Genomic DNA, 14441 nt, shown 5'->3' on the forward strand with positions numbered 1-14441 from the left:
TCTCCGGTTGCTGGCAAGCATCCGTAGGGGCCTGCGTGTCGGGTGGAAAGCAAAGAATAAGAGCTGCTACCGACAACGATGTGAACGAGAATAGGAAATTCACCCAAGCCTTGCAGTTCTGATCCAGACCACCAGATGCAGATACCCCAGCGTCAGTGACACGGCGGCAGACATGGTCCAGATGGTCGGGAAGGGTGGGGAAATCCGGGGGACTGCCGGAGATTTTGAAAATGGAGCCGCTGGTCGGATTCGAACCGACGACCTATTCATTACGAATGAATTGCTCTACCCCTGAGCTACAGCGGCGTCTCGCAGAACGCGGCGAAGAAAACAAAGCCGCCGACAACCCGCAAGCGGGAAATTCCGCAGTCCCTTTGGACTGCGGTGAGAATCACCGCTTTGAGAGAGCGCCCGGCCGTCGTTTTGCATCGGATACTTCGGGGAAAAGGCGTGAACGCGGGAATTTTTTCCTGGCTTGGACGGTTTTCGGTTAAGCCAGCCTGCCTCTCAAAGCGGTGAGGCGCCTACCGGCTTTCACCGCAGTCCAAAGTTTCCGCCGTCGGCGGAGTTTGAGTCGGATTCTATTCCTTGAAGTCGGTGTCCGGCTTGGCGAGTTGCAGCTCCTTGATCCAAATATTGCGAAAGCGGACGTCGTGGCCTTCGCACTGGAGTTTCAGGCCGCCGGGAACGTCGGTGAGTCCTTTGCCTTCGTCGTTGCCGCCGTCGATCCCGGATTTCGCACCACCCCAGACTTGGGCGATGGATTGGTTGGTGTGGGCCTTGATGCCGTTGAAATACATCGTCAGCATCGGTTGTTCGGTGAGTTTGCCTTCCGTGAAACGGGCGGCGCGGAAGACGATGTCGTAACTGTTCCACTGGCCGAGGCCCTTGTAAGCCTCGTAGGGGCCTTCAGCTTCGTTGATCACTGCGGCCATGCCGTGCTTGGTCCTGTCGCCATCGAGCACCTGGATTTCAAAACGGTTCTGCAGATAGACGCCGCTGTTTCCGCCAGCCTTCATGATGACGAATTCGATGTGCAGCCGGAAATCCCGATAGGTCTTTTTCGTGACGATGTCGGCGCTGCCGTATTGACGGCCCGCCGCGACCGGATCGTCCGACATTAACACGGTGCCCTTGTCCACCGGGTCCGCGACGATCTTCCACTTGATTGGCAGCGACGAAGCGAACGCCGGGCCTTCCCAATACGTCCACTTGCTGTCGAGCATCTCGCGCGAACCGTCGAAAACGATCTCCGCGCCATCGATGGGTTTGTCTCCGACTGCTGCCGGAACATGAGCTGTTAGAACGAGGGCGGTCAGGAGGATCCGGCGGGTGGTTTTCATTTGGATTTTTTGTTGAAATGTCTGACGATGGCTGCTGTTAGTCCGGGAATGTCGTGTTGCGGAGCTTCGAAAGCGGGCTTCATGCCTTTTTTCCGGAGTGTCTCGCTGGTGACGGGACCGATGCTCGCCGCCACGCAGCCATCGGGCCAATCGATGCCGAGGTCGAAAAAATGATCCACCGTGGAGCTCGACGTGAAGGTGATCATGTCCGCTCCTTCCTCCTCAAGCCGGGCGCGCGCGCCGGTGGGATCCTCCGTTTCGGGGACGGTGCGGTAGGTGATGCAGTTATCAACGATCGCGCCGAGCTTCGTGAGTCCTTCACCGATGACGTCGCGGGTCTCGGCGGCCTTGACCCACAGTATCGTTAGATTTTCGATGTCTTCCTTTTTGAAGGCATCGATCAGTCCTTCCGCGACGAAGCGCTCGGGGATGAGATCCACGGCGAAACGATACTCGCGGATCTTCTGCGCGGTGCCGTTGCCGATCGCCGCGATCCTCGGATTTCCCAAACTGCGGGCGTCGGCGAAGGCGATGAAGAACGCATCGAAGAATCGCTCGACGCCGTTAGGGCTGGTGAAAACGAGCCAGTCGTATTCGTGCGCGTGGGTGACCAGCTCGACAAACTCGCGCTGATCTTCCGGCGGCTCGATGCGGATGGTCGGCAACTCGATGACATCCGCGCCGAGGTCGCGCAGCGCCTTGCTGAGTTCTCCGGCCTGCTCGCGGGTGCGGGTGACGACGATGCGTTTGCCGAACAACGGCCGCTTTTCAAACCAATTGATCTTCTTGCGCTCCTTCACCACGTCGCCGATTACGGCGACGGCAGGGGAGGTGAAATTCACCCGGTCCGCGATGTCGGCGATGTCTGATAGAGTGCCTTCGATCGTTTTTTGTGAGCCGGTGGTGGCCCAGCGGGTGAGGGCGATCGGTGTGTCCGCCGCAGCTCCGTTCTCGATGAAGGCGCTGGTGATTTCCCGCAGACGGGCGACGCCCATGACGAAAACCTTGGTGCCCGGAGCTTTGGCGAGTTGGGCGTAATCGACGGAGCTGAAACCCTTCGTCGGATCCTCATGCCCGGTGAAAATGGTGAGCTGTGTATTGTGATCGCGGTGGGTCACAGGAATGCCGGCGTAAGCCGGGCCGGCGATGGTCGAGCTGATGCCGGGAACGATTTCGAAAGTGACGCCCGCTTCCGCGAGTTCCGCGGCTTCCTCGCCGCCTCGGCCGAAGATCATCGGGTCGCCGCCCTTGAGTCTAACGACATTTTTTCCGGCCTTGGTCTTCTCGACGATGATGTCGTTGATCTGATCCTGTGGAACGGAGTGATCCTTCGCGCGCTTGCCGACGTAGATTTTCTCACAGCCCGCCTTGGTCCAGTTCAGAAGCTCGGGGCTGCTCAACGCGTCGTAGACCAACACATCGGCGAACTCGATGCATTCCTTGGCGCGCAGGGTGACAAGGCCGAGATCGCCGGGGCCGGCGCCGACGAGATAACAGGTTCCGGAAGTGCTCATGAAAGGGAGTTGAAAAGTTCGAGTGCGATTGAAATGGGATCGGTGCCGCGGGCTTCGCCGGATTTCGGCGTGCCGCCCGCTTCGGGAAAAACGCGGGCCTTGAGGTGGATTTCTCCATCGGAGATTGATGAATAGACACCAACCGGCGTGTGGCAGCCACCGTCTAGCAGGCGGAGGAATTCGCGTTCGGCGGTGATCCGCAGCCAGGTGTCGCGATGGCCGATGGTTTCGGCGAACACGCGGCTCGGCGCATCGCCCGCGCGGACTTCGAGGCCGATCGCTCCTTGTCCGGCGGCGGGGAAAAATTCGCTTTCCTCCAGCCGGGTAACGAAAATCCCGGGAATGCAATTCACTTCCTCCGCGGCGTTTCCGATAGGATTTTGCGGGATGAAATCGAGTCTAACGAGTCCGGCTTCGGCGAGCAGGATGGCGTCGTAAGTTTCACCCTCGGCCAGCTTGCGGAGGCGGGTCGGCACGTTGCCGCGGAGGTCGATCACCGTCACGTCGGGCCGCAGCCATTCGATTTGTTTCGCACGACGAACGCTGCTGGTGCCGACCTTGGCACCCACCGGCAACGCCGCCAGCCCGCCCGGCTCGCGCATCACAAGGACATCGCGCACCGGAGCCCGTTCCAGCACGGCTGCTAGAGTGAACCGGTCTTCAAGCACCGTCGGCAAGTCTTTCAGACTGTGCACCGCGATGTCGATTTCACCGGCATCCAGCGCTTCCTCGATTTCCTTGATGAAAACGCCCTTGTCGAAAGTTCCTTCCGCTTTCGCCACATCGGCGAGCGAGACATCGGTCCGCCGGTCGCCGGTGGTGGTGATGACCTTGCGCACAAATTTCCGCTCGGGAAACGCCGCGGCCAGGGCGGACTCGGTGGCGGTCGCCTGCACGAGGGCCAGTTCGCTGCCACGGGTGCCGACGAGAATCGGGGCGGGGGATTCGTCGGTCATTTCGGATTCGTCGGGAGTCATGTCGCGGAGACCTCTTTCCATGGTCACGGATGCCCTTGTGTGCAAGCCCAAGCTTGCGAAGCGGCCGCGTCCGGCGGGAAGATCCGCTCTTCCGTGCTTGAAACGGAGATCCGTCCGCTGTTGATTGTTCGCTGCGCGGATCGTTGGGACGCGTGGACGTCATCGCCCCCAACGCCACTGAACTGGCCGGTGGAACATCGCCAGATCCTGTAGAAACTACCAAGCCATGAACTCGATCCTACGCACGGCGGCCACCATCGGCATCGCCTGTTTTTCCGCGCTTCTGTTCCATCCCACGGAAGCAAGGGCGCAAGCCACGACCCTGCAATCCTTTTTGGAACTGGGCGACATCAAGGGCGAGGCGACAACCGTCGGCCACAAGAACCAGATCGAAGTGATCAGCTTCGGCTCGGGAGTCGAATTGCCTGCGGTCCAAACCGGAGGCGGAGTGGGAAAACCGCAGTTTTACGAAGTGACAGTCACCAAAAACGTGGATAAGGCCTCGCCCCTTTTGTCCATCTACTGTGTGACCGGCAAAATTACGCCAACCGCCACCCTTACGACGGCCCGGATCAATTCAGCAGGGGTGCAGGACTTTTTCAAAATCGTGCTCACGAATGTATCGGTGACCCGTGTGGCAGCGGCGGGCCAGAGCGGCAAGGGCGGAGAGCTGTCCGAGCAACTGTCTCTGGGGTTCCAAAAAATCCAATGGATTTACACCACCTATAATGAAGCCGGAGCGCCGACGGGGACCATCACCAAGGGCTTCGATTTGAAATCCAACACGCCTTTCTGACTCACTGCTTCAGCGGATTCAGTTTCTCCTCGTTCCGCGATCACGTCTCCGCGATCACGGACTATCGTTATGGCCGAAAATGGGATATCTCTATTCACGTCGCTGCGAGCAACCGCTCCCCCCACGGAAGCCTAAAGCGAAACACCACTTCTCTTTCCCCCCGAGAGAAGCCGAACCTCCCCCCGGGTTCCGAAAAGGCCGACAAAAATCGAAAGTCCCCCCGCTTCGATTTCTGCCGGTTTCTTTTTTTCTATTTTTCGTGAGGACGGGTTTCTGAAAACGATTTGGTCTCGCCTGACGGATTGAGGATCTTGCCGCGGAGGATGGCACCGGGTTTGGCCAAGGGAATTTCATGCTTCCAACCGTTGTCCCAGAAAAGGCAGATGACCTCGCCCTTCAATTCCCAATGACCCGTGGATCCATTGGAGTGGCCCAAGCTGCCGTCGCGCCGGATGTCCAAAACTCCGCCCCCTTCCGCGTCGTTCCAGCGACCTAACAATGGTTGAGCCTGCTGGAGGTTGATTTCCCGCTTTAGAGCGAGAGCTTCATCCGGTTTCCCCGAGCTCATTGCCAGATCGTAGAGTTTGGTCAGCGCCGCGACGTAGCGATCCCGGATCGGGGCGTCGGCGTCTTCGATGGATTTGACGTAGTCACGCTGGAGCTTTTGTGCGGCGGCTGGCAATGGCGCGACCTCAGCTGCTGAGGCTGTGTGAAGAAAAGTGACGAGCACGAAGGAAAGAGAGTGGGGAGCAATTTCATATTCAGCGAACGTTGGTTTTTACGGTCATCCTTATAACATTAGGAACCTATCCGTCGCTTTTCATCGCCGCCAGAAAAATGGAAGGCTGCCAAATTCTCAGATCTTTGCCTGGCAGCGCTCAGGTCCCCGGTAGTTGCAGCTTCCCCAGCTCGTGGTCGATGATCCGCTCGCATTGCTCGATCTGGAGCTGGCGGCGGGTGCGGGCCTCGTCGGCCAACTGCTCCAGCGTGTCGATGTCGTAAAGATAGACTTCCTCGATTTCGCCCACCGCCGGGTCGATGTCGCGCGGCACGGCGATATCGATGAAGAACAGCGGCCGGTATTTCCGCGCCCGGCGGGCCTTTTCCACGTCAGCCCGCTGGATGATTGTGTGGGGTGCGCCAGTCGAGGAAATCACCACATCCACTCGTGAGAGGACGCTTTGCCAGTCGTCGAAACGCACCGCGCTGCCACCCATTTCCGTGGCCAATTCCTGCGCTCGGTCAAACGAGCGGTTCGTCACGAAAATCGACTTCGCCCCGCGCGACACCAGACTCTGCGCGGTGATCCGGCTCATCTCCCCGGCTCCCAGAATCATCACCTCGCTGTTCTTCAAGTGGCCGAAAATTTTCTCCGCCAAATCCACCGCCACGTTTCCGACTGAGGTGGAGCCTTCCTGAATCGAGGTTTCCGTCCGGACTTTCTTACCGACGCCGAACGCCCGTTGGAAAAGCTTGTTCAGGACGATTCCAGTCGCGCCCGCGTCCAGTGCCGATTGATAGGCCTGTTTGACTTGGCCGAAAATTTCCGTTTCACCGAGCATCATCGAGTCGAGCCCGCTAACGACCCGGCAGAGGTGGCGCGCGGCGTCCGCTTTCTCCTTTCGATAGAAATGGGCGGACACGCTGGAGTCCACTTGGATCTTCTCGGCGAGGCGCGTCTCGATTTTTTCAAAGGCGGCGCGGGCGTCTTCGGCGGCGAGGTAGAATTCGGTCCGATTGCAGGTGGAAATGACGACGGCTTCCGCTGCTTCGGCGAGTTCGGCGAGTTCGGTGGACGCCTCGCCGAGCTTCGGTGTGCCCACGGCGAAGCGCTCCCGCACTTCCACGGGGGCGGTGCGGTGATTGAGGCCGAGGCAGAGAAGTTCCATCAGACGAACGCGAAAACCACCAGTGACAGCACAAACAACCCCACCGCCGACAGCGAAAGCCGCCGACCCGTCAACCCGCGCACCTGCTTCACCGCCAGCAGCACTCCGTACCCCAGCCACACCGCGACCGCCGCGATCAGATGGCCCCACGCCGATTGCGTCCGCGGCATGAGAAATCCCGCCACGATCCCGACCGTCAGCAAAACTCCACCCAGCCACAGCAGCCGCTCCAGCGAAACGAGCAATTCCCGCACCGGAGGCAGGTTGCGGAACAGCCCGCTTTTCAAATGATGATCCTTCAACTGCTTGTCCAAAACCAGGAACATCACCCCGGCCACCGCTGCCAGCGCCAGCGCGCCGTAAGCCAGCACCGACATCGCCGAGTGCGTTTCATGCCACGGATTTCCGCCTGCCAGTTTGATCGGATGCGCCGTCAGCGTCCCCGGAATCAGCGCCATTCCTTGAAAAATCACCACCACCGGCGCGGTGAACACCCCGAGCAGCGAAATCCGATATGCAGGGCCGATCAGCAGGTAAAACAACGTCAGCGACCAGGCCAGAAACGTCAAAATTTCGCCCCGGTCCATCAACGGGCACGCCGCCCGCATTTCGCCGCGAGCCGCCAGAAACCCGATCTGGCAAAGAAAAGTCGCCGTCATCCACATCACCGTCCAATGGCTCCGATGCCCGCGGTGCACCGAAATCATGCCCCACACGCCTCCAATGGTGGCGAGCAGGGTGGAAGCGATGAGAAACCAGCGGTCCATGCCCATCCATGGAGTCCCCGCGCCCCCCGCGCAAGCATCAAGTCCTGCTCATCAGGTTAAGGGGCGGGGACGTCTCGTCCCCGCGCACCTCTATTTAATGTGAGACCGTCACGTTGGTCGGCAGGGCTCTCATCACAATCCTTTCCAGTGCCGGAAAAACTCGTCGTATTCGACCAGCACTCCCGTCGCGTGCAGGTAGATGAATGTCAGCCAGGCGATCGCGTTGGCGGCTGCGATGCTGAAGACCAACCGACGCCATGCTCCCGGCTCTCGCCAGAACGCCCATGCGGAGAATGCTCCGGCGAATAGCAGCGCAACGTTGACGACATGGATCATTGTGAAGATCCCGTCGCCGATGTGGTTGGCGTATCGCTCCCCGCCGTAGTCTCCGTAGAAAAGCCGTAATCGATAAACAATCTGCCACCATTGGAGGCCTGCGAACACGATGCCGAAGGCGGTGAGAAGGATGGCGAGTGATTTCATGGTGTGCGTGGTGAGGCTAACGTTCCAAGCTCAGTAACCGGCCACTAGACGTGCCGATTGCAACCGCGATGGCTCGCCACCGTTCGCTGCGATGCACGTTAGGTGGCGGTGGTATATTTATGGAGGTCAACCTCGCAGGATGTTTTTTTGCACGGTCCAGTCGTATAACAGGGGTGAAAATGCGGCGAGGGGATTTAGCAGCCTATTTGGGAAGTTTCCAAATCCCCTTTTTTATTTGGACTTGCGACCATCGGCCTACCTTGGATGTGTACCGTTTTGCCTTGGACGTGTACCGGCCAGCCTTGGACGCGCACCGGTCCACCTTGGACGCGCACCGGTCCACCTTGGACGCGTATCGGCCTGCCTTGGATGCGCATCGATTTACCTTGGGCGTGCCACCCCGCCAATCACCGCTTCGAGCGCATCGCGTAGACCTGCTTCAGTCCGCTTTCGCTCAGTTTCCGGTATTCCTCCGACTCCACCCCCACCAATCCGATGCGTCCCTCCGCGTCATAATGCACGCCCCAGCCGTAGCTCTTCGGCAGCGGCGACGCCCGCAGGCACGCCTGGGGCTTCGCGAAAATCTCCATCAGGATCTCCTTCCGCTGTGCCTTGGCCTCTCGCGCTGAAATTTCCTTCCGCCCGCAGTGCACCCGGAAATACAGTTCCCGCTCCGTCAGTTGATAGGGATGCGCTGCCAGCAACTCGTATTGCCATGCCGCCACCGTTTTCCCGGCCGCCCGCTCGGGCGGCACGACGGCCACTGCGGTCTTCGAGTCCTGCGCCACGCGGATGAAGGTGTTTGTGTAGGACATGGCTGCAGAATCCAACGACAACCGGCTGACATCAACGCGATTCGTCCGGCTGGAAGTTCAGGTGGAATGATACCACGTCTTTCGATCGCTGGAGTATTCCCAGCTGTCCATTATACTACCTTGCGATACAAAACTGAAGGAGTAGCTGACGCCGTCCGAGTGATAGCTGTTGGAACGGCGAAGAAAGCGCGGGACAACGGGCTTGGCGGGAAGTTGGTCGAGGCTGGTTGGGTAAGCGCCGTGAGCCTGACGATAAACCTCAAGCAATGGCGCGACTTGCGCCGGATACTCCTTGGCAGCGGCGATTCCGCGCTGCTGAACAAAACGGCAGGTGGGAATGGCAAGTCCGACAAAACAGCCGAACGCCGTGACAATCGAGAGAATGGTCAGTCCGGGACGAAATGAACTCCCGATGCGACGAGCGACGATCAAGCTAACGACGCCAAAAAGCGAAACAGGAATTCCGATCCAGAAAAGCGCCATAAAACCGAGCATCGAGAGAATAAACGGGTCCATGAACCAGACAACGGCGGCGAAAACCGCGACCACTGCCGCAACAATCAAATAGCGGTCGTTCATAAACGTATGTTAGGGGAAGCACGTATTTCGGCCACTGTCCAGTCGTATAACAGGGGCAGAAACGCGGCGAGGGGATTTTGAAATTCGGAGGGGACGCATTCGGCTCCTTGGTTTTTGGAATCCTCCTGTGATGAGCAATAGGAATTTGTGTGCTTCGCTTGGCAAGATGGAGATGATAAGGAAGGTCCGTGTCTCCTGTTATGAAACAACTCAGAGTTGCAGCACCCGGTCTAGTTCTTCTTCTCGCGCAGATTCCGATTGGCTGGGCGGTTTGGATGGCAGAAATGATTGCGAGGCATCATTGGGTGGAGTCCGATATGGAGCTTCCGCTGGCAGCGATCTGGGCAATACGATTTGGAATGGTGATTCCCATCGGGGCCCTCGTAGCGTCCGTTTTGATTCTCATCCTTTCGCTGAAAAAGGGCCGGGCCTGCATGTCGGTGGCATTCTCGCTGGCTATCGGTGAAGCCATTTTGCTCGCGCTTTTCGGACTTGGCCTCGTTCTCCCTGCAATGGATATTCTCTATCACATGGGGGATTCCTGAATGGCTTAAGTGCCGGCGGGGGCGGTAATCCAAAAAACGGGGACACGAACGGCCCGGCTCCTTGTTTGATCTGTTGGAATCGGCTGGTCTATCAGAGGTGGGCGCCTACGGCGTCGAGCCTGGAGGATCGATCTTAGAACGAACGCTTCAGCAGGAAGCCATAGTTGGTTTCCTCCCTGCCCCGGTCCTCGACTCTGGGGGTGAATTTCCACTGGCCGGATGGTGGGGTGGGCTTGCTTTTTTTCGGCGTTGCCGGAATGACGGGCTTGGTCGTGGCGTTGACGTAGACTTTCGTCTTGGCGGGCTGGACGATTTTCGCCCGTTTGGGAACGGCGAGCGGAATCGAGCTGATCGGCACATGACGCGGACCGGCGTGCGCGGCCGCAGCCATCAGGGCGAAACAGAAGGTGGATTTCGCCATGGTATTCGATGTTCTCTTCTTCATCGTGGCTCACATTCTACATCTTTTTGATGAGAAATCCAGAAGTGACGCGCGATTCCGGCGTGGGGAAATTTCGGGACCGCTCTGGACCGTGCCTATACGCAATTTTTCCGGCCCCTGGCGGCGGTGAGGGCAACCATAAGAAATCACCAATCCGCATTCATCAATCGATCACTTTTCCGCGATCACTGCCGTCGCCTTGAGGGAGCTTGTTCGCGAAAGTATTCCAGCCACCCGGATGTCAGCGTGTCGGAGGGTTTCCTCTCTTTTTCCGCTTGGTATTCTCCAATGGTTTTTCCCCAGTAAAACCCGATCCACCCGCTGACGGAGCTGCTGGATTTTCCAACGAATTCATCCATCTCCTTCACACTGCAGTTCAGCGGAAACATTTCCTCGATTAGCAATGGTTTGCCGATCTTGTAAACCTCAAGAGCTTTGAGTGCTTTATCCACCTCGCCAGCTTTCGGATAGACATGGATGCTCGTGAAGTCGAGATGGCGGGCGGCTTCGGGTGAGTAGAAATCCGGCTTGGCTTCCGGCCAGGTCATGGCCCACGGAATCACGCCGACGGTGATGAGATGCCCGGGATCCTCGGCACGGATCGCCGTGGTCAGCTTCTTCACCCAAGCCTCGACGATCTCAACCGCGGACCGGCCGTCCGGATGCAGTGTCAGGCGCTGGATGAAATAACTGCCGCCCAGCTCACCCGCCAGCCAGCCGTCAGACTGCTTGCCGCTGGTGACCGGTTCGTTCATCAGGTCATAACAGAAGACGGCGGAGTGCCCGCGACAGGTCATGGCCACGGCCCGCCAGAAATGCGCCTGCACTTCCCAGCGGGCCGCCTCGTCCATCTCATCATACCAGCGCGGCACATCCTGTCTGTGATAACAGCCGAGTCCCGTGAGATCGAGCCGGAGCCCGTTGTTTCCAGCGAGGTCGAGCAGCTTGTGCAACTGCGACAAGGTTTCCGTGTTAGGCCGGTCCGGAGTGATCATGAATTTGCCGAGCTGCAGGTGGATCCTCACGACGTTGGCTCCAAGATCGCGGATCTCCTGGAAGTCGTGACGGACGGTTTCCCATTCCTCGACCCAATAGTCCTCCAAAAGCCGGCCGCCTCCTGCGGAATCGTCGCGATCGTAGTTCACGCCCCAGATCCGGAAAGGCTTGCCGGAATCAGTGAGGACGAATCCCAAGCCATCGGGACCAATACGGACCGTCTCCATCACTTCCGCGGATTTGACCACCCCAAAACACAACCAACCAAGCCAGCAGGCAAGCAACGGACGGGCAAACCCCTGGCGGAAAATGGAGCGAAGGATCATGGGTCGCAAGGTGGACCGGAGAATTCGATCGCTCAACGATTTTTCATCCGCTACCGCGGCATCATCCGGGATTTTCCGTGAGCTGAGAAGAAAAAGAGCCTCCGGCGGAAGAGGGTGGTTACCGGCGGTCATCGAGCGACGCTACCCATGAAAAAAGCGGGGACATTGCTGCCCCCGCTTGTGGTTTGTTCTGTTGGAATGCGTCGGTCTATCAGAGGCGCGCGAGCACGGCGTCACCCATGCCGGACGTGCCGACTTTGGTCTCGCCGGGTTGGCTGGTGGCGATGTCGCCGGTGCGGAAGCCGTCGGCGATGGTCTTGGCTACGGCGGCTTCGATCGCATCGGCGGCTTCGATTTCACCGAGGGAGAAACGCAGGAGCATGGCGAGCGAGAGGATCTGGGCGATCGGGTTGGCGATGCCTTGGCCGGCGATGTCGGGAGCGGAGCCGCCGGACGGTTCGTAGAGTCCGAAGTAGAGGCCGTCCTCGCGTTGCTTTCCTAACGAAGCGGACGGCAGCATGCCGAGGGAGCCGGAGATCATCGCCATTTCATCGGATAGAATATCGCCGAAGAGGTTTTCCGTGACTAACACATCGAACGAGCCGGGACGCTTGATGAGCTGCATGGCGGCGTTGTCCACATACATGTGGGAGAGCTGGACTTCGGGAAACTCTTTCGCGATTTCCACGACGGTCTCGCGCCAGAGCACGGAGGAGGCGAGCACGTTGGCCTTGTCCACGGAGAGGAGTTGCTTTTTCCGGCCCATGGCGGCGGTGAAGGCGACGCGGGCGATGCGCTCGATCTCGCTCTTCATGTAAACCATGGTGTCGAAGGCGACGGGCTCGCCGTTGCGCTCCTCGCGGCCTTTCGGCGTGCCGAAATAGACGCCGCCGGTGAGTTCGCGTACGCAGAGAACGTCGAAGCCGTCGGCGATGAGTTCCTGTTTGACCGGTGAGGCGTGGGTGAGGGCGGGGAGACAAACGCCTGGGCGGAGGTTGGCGAAGAGTCCGAAGTGTTTGCGCAGCGGAAGTAGTGCGCCGCGCTCGGGCTGGATGTCCGGTGGCAGGGATTCCCACTTCGGTCCGCCGACGGAGCCGAAGAGGATTGCGTCCGCGGCCTCGCTGGCGGCGACGGTTTCCGGAGGAAGCGGGTGGCCGGTGGCATCGATGGCCGCACCGCCGACAAGGTGCTCGCTGCGGGAAACGGTGAATCCGAATTTCGCCTCAACGGCGTCGAGAAGGCGAAGAGATTCGGCCATGACTTCGGGGCCGATGCCGTCTCCGGCGAGGATCGTGATGCGGTGGCTGCGTGACATGCGCGGGAAAATGGCGGGCGGTCCGGTTTGTGGCAAGTGTGCAAAATGCGGGGTGGCGGATTTGGGGGGATTCAAGCGAAACGCGGAGCACGCTGAGGTCGCGGAGAGGGGCGCAGAGCTTGTTCAAGAAACTCTTCTCCGCGCTTCTCTCTGCTGCCTCTGCTCCTTTGCGTTTCGTTTGTTAACCTTGGCTTGCGGAGTGCTCAGGTAGGGATCATTCTTTGTTTACTATGCAGGCCGTGACCGATCGCTTGAAGAATTTCCTCCAATATGTGGCCGTCAATCTGATTGACGAACCCACTCAGGCGCAGCTCAAGGTGGCGGAACTCGGGCCGAAGAAACTGCGTTTCAAGCTGGTCCTCGCCAGGCAGGACGTTGCGATGCTCATCGGCCGCAACGGCTTCACCGCCTCGGCGATCCGCAGCGTGTTGAAAGCAGCGGCAGAGCGGGAAGGGGTGCAGGTTTCATTGCAGATTCACTCGCACGAGGAAGAGGCGGAACTGCTGGCGCGGGGTGACGGGCATTGAGGAACGCGTTTGTTCTCTGAGAAAAATGCATCTCTACCTCTCATCGTATCTTATCGGCGATCAAGGCCACAACCTCGCGCACCTCGCACGAGGCAAGACTGCTCTGGTAGTTTCTAACGCACTTGATTTCTCGAATGATTCCGAGCGTCTCAGGTCTGGAATGGAGCGGGAGATTGGCCGGCTGGCTGACCTCGGAATTCCTGCAGAGGTTTTGGATCTCCGGGACCATTTCGCTTACCAAGGCATCCTTTCTGAGAAGCTCGCGACGGCTGGCATGTTGTGGGTGCTCGGAGGCAACACCTTCTTGCTACGTAAAGCTATGCACCTCAGCGGACTCGACCAATTGATCCATGACAAGGTTGACGACGAGCATTTCCTCTACGGAGGCTACAGCGCCGGTATTTGTGTTCTTTCCCCTTCATTGAGAGGCATTCATCTTGCTGATGAGCCGGAAGCTCAGTCCAACGGATATGAGCACCCCACAATATGGGAAGGACTTGGCGTCATTGACTACTATATTGTGCCTCACTACAGATGTGACCACTTTGAATCAGAAAGCATGGAGGCTGTCGTGGACTACTACGGTGAGAATGATCTTCCGTATCGAGCAATTCCGGATGGCGAAGTCATCCTTGATACAACTCACAACAGAGAACAAGTCGTCGCTCCGAACCGCTCATCACCGTCCACTTTGAATTTAACGTCCTCCGTTCGCGTTTCGGAGGACTAAAACGTTATTTCGCGTGTGCGGTCGCGAAATTCGGATTCAAGGGATTAACATTCGCCCGGCGTTGTTGGGGGATGACGACAAGGTCCATGTCTTCCATCGGGATCGCTCCCAGCAAAACTTCATCGCCCATCACAATTGCTCAGACGAAGGCCACGCGGTTCTTGAATTGGGTTTCTATCGGGCCGACATAGGGAACCACCTGCCGCGAGCCATCTGCCAAAGTGATTTCCTTCCGAGTCAGCTCTTCCAACCCCAACTGAAGCCTGATGTGTTCGGGGATGATCAAAAATACGGAACCGGTATCGGCCAAAGCCTGTGTTTCGACAGGTTGGTAATCTGGATCACGTGGATTTTTGAGGGTGAGCATGCAGTAGGATAAATCAACGCGGAACCATGG

16 protein-coding genes, 1 tRNA gene and 1 pseudogene are annotated in these 14441 nt (G+C 58.6%); 4 read left to right on the plus strand and 14 right to left on the minus strand.

The window, feature by feature from the left end:
• Positions 1 to 231: 231 nt before the first annotated feature.
• The 4 genes from ABIQ96_RS25555 to hemC all read right to left on the minus strand — a co-directional run bounded on the left by ABIQ96_RS25555 (position 232) and on the right by hemC (position 3855).
• Positions 232 to 306: transfer RNA gene (locus tag ABIQ96_RS25555), tRNA-Thr, on the minus strand.
• A 275-nt stretch (positions 307 to 581) separates the two neighbouring features.
• Positions 582 to 1343, minus strand: a complete 762-nt coding sequence (locus tag ABIQ96_RS25560; protein WP_348217498.1) for a DUF1080 domain-containing protein — start codon at positions 1341 to 1343, stop codon at positions 582 to 584.
• Positions 1340 to 2857 carry a uroporphyrinogen-III C-methyltransferase gene (cobA, locus tag ABIQ96_RS25565; RefSeq protein ID WP_348217499.1) on the minus strand — a complete coding sequence of 506 codons (1518 nt, stop codon included), beginning with the start codon at positions 2855 to 2857 and terminating at the stop codon, positions 1340 to 1342. Before cobA ends, ABIQ96_RS25560 begins: the two co-directional genes overlap by 4 nt.
• A complete protein-coding gene (gene hemC, locus ABIQ96_RS25570) occupies positions 2854 to 3855 on the minus strand; it encodes a hydroxymethylbilane synthase (protein ID WP_348217500.1) in 1002 nt (333 codons plus the stop codon). The genes cobA and hemC overlap by 4 nt, the downstream gene beginning before the upstream one ends.
• A 205-nt stretch (positions 3856 to 4060) precedes the next feature.
• On the opposite strand from hemC, the gene ABIQ96_RS25575 reads away from it, so the two are divergent.
• Positions 4061 to 4630: a type VI secretion system tube protein Hcp gene (locus tag ABIQ96_RS25575; RefSeq protein WP_348217501.1), complete on the plus strand. Its 570-nt coding sequence runs from the start codon at positions 4061 to 4063 to the stop codon at positions 4628 to 4630.
• A gap of 250 nt (positions 4631 to 4880) precedes the next feature.
• Here ABIQ96_RS25575 and ABIQ96_RS25580 read toward each other — a convergent pair whose 3' ends face one another.
• From ABIQ96_RS25580 to ABIQ96_RS25605, 6 genes are all read right to left on the minus strand, one after another.
• Positions 4881 to 5360 (minus strand): hypothetical protein, encoded by a 480-nt coding sequence (locus ABIQ96_RS25580; protein ID WP_348217502.1) that lies wholly within the window; start codon positions 5358 to 5360, stop codon positions 4881 to 4883.
• A gap of 148 nt (positions 5361 to 5508) precedes the next feature.
• On the minus strand, positions 5509 to 6519 hold the full coding sequence (gene hemA / locus ABIQ96_RS25585; protein ID WP_348217503.1) for a glutamyl-tRNA reductase: 1011 nt from the start codon (positions 6517 to 6519) through the stop codon (positions 5509 to 5511).
• Positions 6519 to 7286: a cytochrome c biogenesis protein CcsA gene (ccsA, locus tag ABIQ96_RS25590; protein WP_348217504.1), complete on the minus strand. Its 768-nt coding sequence runs from the start codon at positions 7284 to 7286 to the stop codon at positions 6519 to 6521. Before ccsA ends, hemA begins: the two co-directional genes overlap by 1 nt.
• 132 nt (positions 7287 to 7418) lie before the next feature.
• Positions 7419 to 7769, minus strand: coding sequence for a hypothetical protein (locus tag ABIQ96_RS25595; RefSeq protein ID WP_348217505.1), 351 nt, complete (start codon positions 7767 to 7769; stop codon positions 7419 to 7421).
• Between the two features lie 407 nt (positions 7770 to 8176).
• A complete protein-coding gene (locus tag ABIQ96_RS25600) occupies positions 8177 to 8584 on the minus strand; it encodes a DUF6157 family protein (RefSeq protein WP_348217506.1) in 408 nt (135 codons plus the stop codon).
• A 57-nt stretch (positions 8585 to 8641) separates the two neighbouring features.
• Positions 8642 to 9163 (minus strand): hypothetical protein, encoded by a 522-nt coding sequence (locus ABIQ96_RS25605; protein ID WP_348217507.1) that lies wholly within the window; start codon positions 9161 to 9163, stop codon positions 8642 to 8644.
• A 359-nt stretch (positions 9164 to 9522) separates the two neighbouring features.
• Between ABIQ96_RS25605 and ABIQ96_RS25610 the strand changes: the two genes are divergently transcribed.
• On the plus strand, positions 9523 to 9708 hold the full coding sequence (locus ABIQ96_RS25610; protein WP_348217508.1) for a hypothetical protein: 186 nt from the start codon (positions 9523 to 9525) through the stop codon (positions 9706 to 9708).
• A gap of 133 nt (positions 9709 to 9841) precedes the next feature.
• Here ABIQ96_RS25610 and ABIQ96_RS25615 read toward each other — a convergent pair whose 3' ends face one another.
• The 3 genes from ABIQ96_RS25615 to leuB all read right to left on the minus strand — a co-directional run bounded on the left by ABIQ96_RS25615 (position 9842) and on the right by leuB (position 12787).
• Complete coding sequence (locus tag ABIQ96_RS25615) at positions 9842 to 10129, minus strand: hypothetical protein (protein WP_348217509.1); 288 nt, start codon at positions 10127 to 10129, stop codon at positions 9842 to 9844.
• Between the two features lie 206 nt (positions 10130 to 10335).
• On the minus strand, positions 10336 to 11472 hold the full coding sequence (locus ABIQ96_RS25620; RefSeq protein ID WP_348217510.1) for a cellulase family glycosylhydrolase: 1137 nt from the start codon (positions 11470 to 11472) through the stop codon (positions 10336 to 10338).
• Between the two features lie 211 nt (positions 11473 to 11683).
• Positions 11684 to 12787 carry a 3-isopropylmalate dehydrogenase gene (gene leuB / locus ABIQ96_RS25625; protein WP_348217511.1) on the minus strand — a complete coding sequence of 368 codons (1104 nt, stop codon included), beginning with the start codon at positions 12785 to 12787 and terminating at the stop codon, positions 11684 to 11686.
• 230 nt (positions 12788 to 13017) lie between these two features.
• Here leuB and ABIQ96_RS25630 point away from each other — a divergent pair, with 230 nt between their 5' ends.
• Both ABIQ96_RS25630 and ABIQ96_RS25635 read left to right on the plus strand, forming a co-directional pair.
• Positions 13018 to 13314, plus strand: coding sequence for a KH domain-containing protein (locus tag ABIQ96_RS25630; protein ID WP_348217512.1), 297 nt, complete (start codon positions 13018 to 13020; stop codon positions 13312 to 13314).
• A gap of 25 nt (positions 13315 to 13339) precedes the next feature.
• Positions 13340 to 14044 (plus strand): Type 1 glutamine amidotransferase-like domain-containing protein, encoded by a 705-nt coding sequence (locus ABIQ96_RS25635; RefSeq protein ID WP_348217513.1) that lies wholly within the window; start codon positions 13340 to 13342, stop codon positions 14042 to 14044.
• Between the two features lie 4 nt (positions 14045 to 14048).
• On the opposite strand, the pseudogene ABIQ96_RS25640 reads toward ABIQ96_RS25635, so the two are convergent.
• A pseudogene (locus tag ABIQ96_RS25640) lies at positions 14049 to 14411 on the minus strand (clan AA aspartic protease).
• Between the last annotated feature and the right edge of the window lie 30 nt (positions 14412 to 14441).

Source organism: Luteolibacter sp. (assembly GCF_039920825.1).
Taxonomy (GTDB): domain Bacteria; phylum Verrucomicrobiota; class Verrucomicrobiia; order Verrucomicrobiales; family Akkermansiaceae; genus Luteolibacter.

Excerpts from the sequence above, each read along its gene's own strand:
- hemA (WP_348217503.1), bottom strand. The coding sequence starts at position 6,519 with ATGGAACTTCTCTGCCTCGGCCTCAATCACCGCACCGCCCCCGTGGAA.
- ABIQ96_RS25560 (WP_348217498.1), bottom strand. The coding sequence starts at position 1,343 with ATGAAAACCACCCGCCGGATCCTCCTGACCGCCCTCGTTCTAACAGCT.
- ccsA (WP_348217504.1), bottom strand. The coding sequence starts at position 7,286 with ATGGACCGCTGGTTTCTCATCGCTTCCACCCTGCTCGCCACCATTGGA.
- ABIQ96_RS25610 (WP_348217508.1), top strand. The coding sequence starts at position 9,523 with ATGGTGATTCCCATCGGGGCCCTCGTAGCGTCCGTTTTGATTCTCATC.
- ABIQ96_RS25595 (WP_348217505.1), bottom strand. The coding sequence starts at position 7,769 with ATGAAATCACTCGCCATCCTTCTCACCGCCTTCGGCATCGTGTTCGCA.
- hemC (WP_348217500.1), bottom strand. The coding sequence starts at position 3,855 with ATGGAAAGAGGTCTCCGCGACATGACTCCCGACGAATCCGAAATGACC.
- ABIQ96_RS25575 (WP_348217501.1), top strand. The coding sequence starts at position 4,061 with ATGAACTCGATCCTACGCACGGCGGCCACCATCGGCATCGCCTGTTTT.
- cobA (WP_348217499.1), bottom strand. The coding sequence starts at position 2,857 with ATGAGCACTTCCGGAACCTGTTATCTCGTCGGCGCCGGCCCCGGCGAT.
- ABIQ96_RS25600 (WP_348217506.1), bottom strand. The coding sequence starts at position 8,584 with ATGTCCTACACAAACACCTTCATCCGCGTGGCGCAGGACTCGAAGACC.
- ABIQ96_RS25615 (WP_348217509.1), bottom strand. The coding sequence starts at position 10,129 with ATGGCGAAATCCACCTTCTGTTTCGCCCTGATGGCTGCGGCCGCGCAC.
- ABIQ96_RS25630 (WP_348217512.1), top strand. The coding sequence starts at position 13,018 with ATGCAGGCCGTGACCGATCGCTTGAAGAATTTCCTCCAATATGTGGCC.
- ABIQ96_RS25620 (WP_348217510.1), bottom strand. The coding sequence starts at position 11,472 with ATGATCCTTCGCTCCATTTTCCGCCAGGGGTTTGCCCGTCCGTTGCTT.
- ABIQ96_RS25605 (WP_348217507.1), bottom strand. The coding sequence starts at position 9,163 with ATGAACGACCGCTATTTGATTGTTGCGGCAGTGGTCGCGGTTTTCGCC.
- leuB (WP_348217511.1), bottom strand. The coding sequence starts at position 12,787 with ATGTCACGCAGCCACCGCATCACGATCCTCGCCGGAGACGGCATCGGC.
- ABIQ96_RS25635 (WP_348217513.1), top strand. The coding sequence starts at position 13,340 with ATGCATCTCTACCTCTCATCGTATCTTATCGGCGATCAAGGCCACAAC.